We start from the raw sequence: 5,113 nt of genomic DNA on the forward strand, positions 1-5,113 counted from the left end.
CCTCGACGTCGTTTGCTGACGAGGGGTCCGACTCGGTTTCGACGCCATCGGTGATGAAGTGCGTGCGGTCGACGACGACCAGCGAGTCGGCCTCCGGCGGGGCCGCGCCGCTGTCGAAGAACAGCCGAAGGCGCTCGGTTTCGTCGGGCTGAATGTAGGTCCCCCCGGTCGTCCCCGAGATCTCGGCCAGGCGCTCGTCGTTGCTCCAGTAGCCGAACCCGACACCTGTCACCCGCACGTTGTTGGCGGCAAGTTCCTCGGCGGCGACGAGTGCCTGATCGGAGTCGTCGACCCCGTCGGTTATGAGGATAACCTCACCGCCCTCCTCGAGCATCCCGCCGGCCGCTCGGAGTCCGGCTCCGATGTCCGTGCCGCCGCCGGCTTGGAGCCGTCGTATCGTCTCCTGCAGTTCCGCGCGCTCGCTCTCGAGGGGGCGGAGTTCCGAGACGACCTGTGAGTTGCTGTCGAAGGCGACGATACCGAGGCGGCTCTCGTCGCCGATCTGTTCGAGGATATCGAGTGAGAGCCCCCTGATCCGGGGCATCGTTTCCTCGGCGCTGCCGGAGACGTCGACCACGAGGACGATGTCGTCGCCACCGATCGCCTCGTCGAAGCGCACGGGGAGCATCGTCGCGATCGACGACGACGCGTAGCCGCCACGAGCGTACGCGTTGTTACCACCAACGACGACGACCCCGTTGCCGTCGGCCGTGTACGACTGGAGCGCGCCGACGTTGCCGAGATCACCGGCCGCCAGATCCTGGATCACGACGGCGTGATACTCCTCTAAGGAGTCACGATCCGGCACGGATTCGGCGCGGGTCACGTCGTAGAGCCCGTCGAGGTACGTCTGCATCGGATAGTCGACGCGCGAGACGTACAGCACCTCTGGGGGCTCGACGACTCTGACGACGCGGCGGAACGCGGTGTTTCGCTCGAAGCCGCCGTCGCTGCCGGCGTCGATCGTCGCCTCGATCCGGTGATCCCCTGGCTCCTCGAAGGTGTGCTCGAGTTCGATCGACGTGGGGTCAGATACCGTCTCCTCGCGTACTTGTTCGCCGTCGATCGTTACGGTGAGCGTCGCGTCCGCCTCGCCCACGCCCCCGACGGTGACGAGAAGCGACTCCTCGGCCCCTTCGGTCGTGGTCTCGGGGGCATCGATGCGGACGAGCCGTTCGCTGCGTGCGGGTTCTACCCGGAGCGCGCTGATCGTAGCGTTGCGCTCGGTGGCGATGTCGACCGCGGACCTGAGGCTGCGCCCCTCCGTCACCCGTCCGTCGGAGAGCAACACGACGTGTGACCCCGCCTCGATGCTCCGGAGCACCTCGTCCCCGATCGGCGAGGACTCGCCGGAGGCGATCGTCGTCCGCCGAACCGGGACGCCCTCGGCTTCGATCGACTCGGCGATCGACTCGGCATCCTCGTCGTAGACGTCCATGCTCGCCGAGTCGTCGACGAGGAGTTGCACCTCAGGCTCGCCGACGGAGCGGCTGACGTCGACCACATAGGGTCCGGCGGCCGCGGTGACAAGCAGGACGGCCACGAGAACCCGCGTGACGATCATGAGCGTCCGCGTCCGCCCCGTCGGCGCCCCCGGCCCGACGTTCCAATAAAAAAGGACGACGACAGCAGCGAGCGCGACAGGAAGCGCGGCGAAAAACAGCGGCCGCTCGAAGCCGACCGGGCCGATCGCGCCGAGGGTAACCGCGCCCCGTGATGCGCCGATGACCGCAGCCTGCATACTACTGAGGACCATCACAGCTCCCCCCGGTATTTGAGGTAGCCGAGCTCAAGCACGCCGACGAGTAGCGCGACAAGCGCGAGCCACGGCGTGAGCGACTGTGGCGTCGATCCCGTTTGGAGCGTTCCCGTCTCCGCCTCGATCGGCTCGGAGACGACAGCCGATTCCGCCGGCGAGCGCAGGCTGACGCCGTAGCGCTTTCCCGACGCCGAGTAGAATCCAGCCTCGGTCGCTTCGAGTCGGGCTGTTTCGACCGTTCCGCCCGGCGTTTCTACGACCGTCTCGCTGCCGAACTCGATCGTCCCGCCGGTTCCACGGTTCAACTCCTCGATCGGCGTCCGTCCAGCGGCGTGCGTCATCACCCCTCGCCAGAACACCGGGTAGCGGTAGTCGAATTTGAACGCGGAGTCGTCCTCGATGTAGCCGTAGTACACCGCCCGTCCGGCACCGATCCCGTCGGCCGCGATCATGGGACTGTCGTCGTCGGCGACAGCGAGCGCCGTTCCACGTCGGAGGTCGCCGGAGACGTACGCCCCCGCGGGGACGAACCCGATCCCGTTGACAATTGGGTGGGATTCGACCGTCCGCACCTCCGTTTGGATGCCGACCTCGCCGGGATCGAGAAGCAACAGCTCCCCGTACCCGACCTCGGCGATATCGGCTTGGCTTTGGACGACGACACCGGCACCGTCCTCGACCTCGGTGCGCACGTCCGCGATCGTCCCCTCGAGGATCCGATCCGGATCGACGTTGCTGAACACAACGACATCGTAGCCACGGGCGTCGCTGACGGGCGGCTCGGCGATGTCGACACGGACGTCGCCCATCACGTCGAGTGCCGTCGTCAGGTAGACGTTCTCGTCGTTCGTCACGACGAGAACGTCGATTTCACGATCCGACGGGGCGCCGACGTACGCGACGTCATCCGTCGGGAAGGAGTCGCCGGGCGAGAGCCGCAGTTCGCCGCCCCCGGACGGGACCGGAAGCGCCACCTCGGTCACGTCGCCGGGGGCCAGCGTGACGGTCTCGGTGCTCTCGCCGAGAGAGATGTCCCGCGTCTGCTCTGTCTCGCCGCCGTTCGTGACGACTGCCGTCGCCTCCGTGGTCGTCACCGACAGGTCGACGATCCCGACGTTGTCCGCGCCGCCGCCCCCGGTCCGGCGCAGGACGACCTCGTTGCCGCCTGCCCGGACGCTCTCGACAGCCGCCTCCCAGTCCGTGCCGTCGACGAAGTCGCTGACGACGACGATCCGGCGGGGGTCGTCGTGAGCGTCGGCGGCGACCCTGACCGCCCGCCTGAGATCGCCTGGCGTGTCCGTGACGGACGTTTGCGACAGCGCTGCAGCCGTTGCATCACGGCCGCCGTCCGCGATTTCGATCGACGGATCGGGTGCTGAGGTGACGAGCGTCGTCCGGTCGCCCGTCGCGTCCTCGGCGACGCCGACGGCACGTTCGAAACGCGTCGACTCCCCGTCCGTCGTCGCCATGCTCGCGCTGGTATCGAGGACGACGACCGTCTCACCGGCTGCCCCGCCGGGAAGGGGAACCTGCGGCCCGGCCAGCGCGAGCGGGATCGCAACGAGGACCAGCGCCTGCAACAGAAAGATCGTCGAGATACGGAACCGATCGCGGATTCGCTGTCTGCTGCTGTCGCCGTCGGCCTCCGTGAGGAACTCGACAGTCGGGAGGTCGTATCGCCGGGGGTCGGGGCGGACGAGATACAACACGATGAGCGGGACAAGCGCCGCGAGGCCGAGGAGTCCGAGCGGGTTCGCGAGCAATCCGCCGGACTGAAGCAGGGCCATCGTGCCAGACAAAAGAACACAGAGGCATATGTGTCTAACTCTCCTGGCTGGCTCGATACGACCGCGGGCGTGCCGTCTTCAGGTAACCTCCGGCGTCGCGACTGGGTAGTGCGGCCTCGTGACTCGGCGGGACAGCGTCGAAAGAAAATCGTCGGTGTGACTACGGTTACTGCTGGGTGGCCTTCTCGTACTGCTCGGCGACGTTGTCCCAGTCGATGACCTCAAAGAAGCCCTCGACGAAGCTTCCGCGGTCGGGGCCGTAGTCGTAGTAGTAGGAGTGCTCCCACACGTCGAGTGCGAGGATTGGATGGCTGCCCCACAGCGCGCCCTGGTCGTGTTGGTCGACGACGAGGTTGCGCAACTGATCCGAGACCGGATCGTACACGAGCAGCGCCCAGCCGCTTGCGTCGCCCGCAGCGGCTTCGAACTCGCCCTTCCAGCCTTCGTAGGACCCGAAGTCCTCCTCAATGCGGTCGGCAAGATCGCCAGACGGCTCGCCGCCGCCGTTGGGGTGCATGTTCTCCCAAAACAGCGTGTGGAGATAGTGTCCACAGCCGTTGTGGGTCACGTCCCGGATCGCCGCGGCGGAGCCGCCGAACTCGCCGGCCTCGCGGTTCTCGGCCAGCGTCTCCTCGGCGGCCTCGATGCCGTTGACGTAGCCTTGGTGGTGGGTATCGTGATGCCACGTCACGACCTGCTCGGAGATGGACGGCTCAAGGGCGTCGTACTCGTATGGGAGCGGCGGCAGTTCGGGGTTGGAGTGTTCGGACATTTATATCGACCTCTAGTACAAGTACATTCCCGCAATCCTGTTAAAACTTCATGTAGGTATGGTACCACGCCACTATATTGTGGGTATTTAAGCGGTAGTGGGATATCCGTGCTGTCGGTTCGGTTTGCGTCCCATCTGAACCGAACGTATGCCACACGTCTGACACGACCTGCGTATTTATATTCCGGTAGCCTGCTAAATATAACCATGACTTCCGACCCGAACGCCACTACCGATCCGAGCAACGACTCCACCGACCTGACCGCGGTGAACGGGGACGCCGACCCGTCGGACGGCGGCGGCGCAATCTCGCCCGATCCGCTGACAATCGAGTTACCCGACGGCACCGAAAGCGTCTCCGAGGCCATCCTATCGAACCGACAGATGCTCTTAGACCCCGACGAGTCGGCGATGGCCTCCGAGACCGAGGTCGTCGAGTTGACTGACTGGGTCGAGGAACTCGCGGGGAACATCGAGGATGTCGAACAGCACCAGACCGAGACGATCGAGGCAGATGTCACCGACCTCAAGACGGTTGTCAAGAACCAACGACGGCAGATCGAGGAGCTCCGGGGGGCGATCGAGTCCCTCGCCGACATCCTGGGTACGACCGCCGACTGGGAAACGTTCGACGAGTAACCGTTTCGGATCGGTGACACAAGCCGAATATCCGCCGGAAATCGACGCTCGCCGCGAACAGCGTACGCCGCCCCGTCTCAGTCCGAGTCACCGCGGGCGCGCTCGAACATCGACAACGCCTGCTCTCGGCGCTCGCTGTGGTCGACGACCGGCTCG

Annotated in this window: 4 protein-coding genes; 1 reads left to right on the top strand and 3 read right to left on the bottom strand. The window is 65.9% G+C overall.

The genetic code is table 11. From position 1 onward, the window contains the following. The 3 genes from ACI944_RS11525 to sod all read right to left on the bottom strand — a co-directional run. Positions 1-1,756 (bottom strand): vWA domain-containing protein (locus tag ACI944_RS11525; protein ID WP_411719202.1); only part of this gene is annotated, 1,756 nt, incomplete at its 3' end. Next, complete coding sequence (locus tag ACI944_RS11530) at positions 1,756-3,546, bottom strand: vWA domain-containing protein (protein WP_411719203.1); 1,791 nt, start codon at positions 3,544-3,546, stop codon at positions 1,756-1,758. The genes ACI944_RS11525 and ACI944_RS11530, both read right to left, overlap by 1 nt. Positions 3,547-3,712: 166 nt before the next feature. Beyond that, positions 3,713-4,318, bottom strand: coding sequence for a superoxide dismutase (gene sod, locus ACI944_RS11535; protein ID WP_411719204.1), 606 nt, complete (start codon positions 4,316-4,318; stop codon positions 3,713-3,715). A 207-nt stretch (positions 4,319-4,525) separates the two neighbouring features. On the opposite strand from sod, the gene ACI944_RS11540 reads away from it, so the two are divergent. Then, positions 4,526-4,957, top strand: a complete 432-nt coding sequence (locus tag ACI944_RS11540) for a hypothetical protein (RefSeq protein ID WP_411719205.1) — start codon at positions 4,526-4,528, stop codon at positions 4,955-4,957. Positions 4,958-5,113 lie beyond the last annotated feature (156 nt).

Origin of the sequence: Natronomonas sp. (assembly GCF_046710025.1) — an archaeon.
Lineage (GTDB): Archaea > Halobacteriota > Halobacteria > Halobacteriales > Haloarculaceae > Natronomonas.

Excerpts from the sequence above, each read along its gene's own strand:
- ACI944_RS11530 (WP_411719203.1), bottom strand. The coding sequence starts at position 3,546 with ATGGCCCTGCTTCAGTCCGGCGGATTGCTCGCGAACCCGCTCGGACTC.
- sod (WP_411719204.1), bottom strand. The coding sequence starts at position 4,318 with ATGTCCGAACACTCCAACCCCGAACTGCCGCCGCTCCCATACGAGTAC.
- ACI944_RS11540 (WP_411719205.1), top strand. The coding sequence starts at position 4,526 with ATGACTTCCGACCCGAACGCCACTACCGATCCGAGCAACGACTCCACC.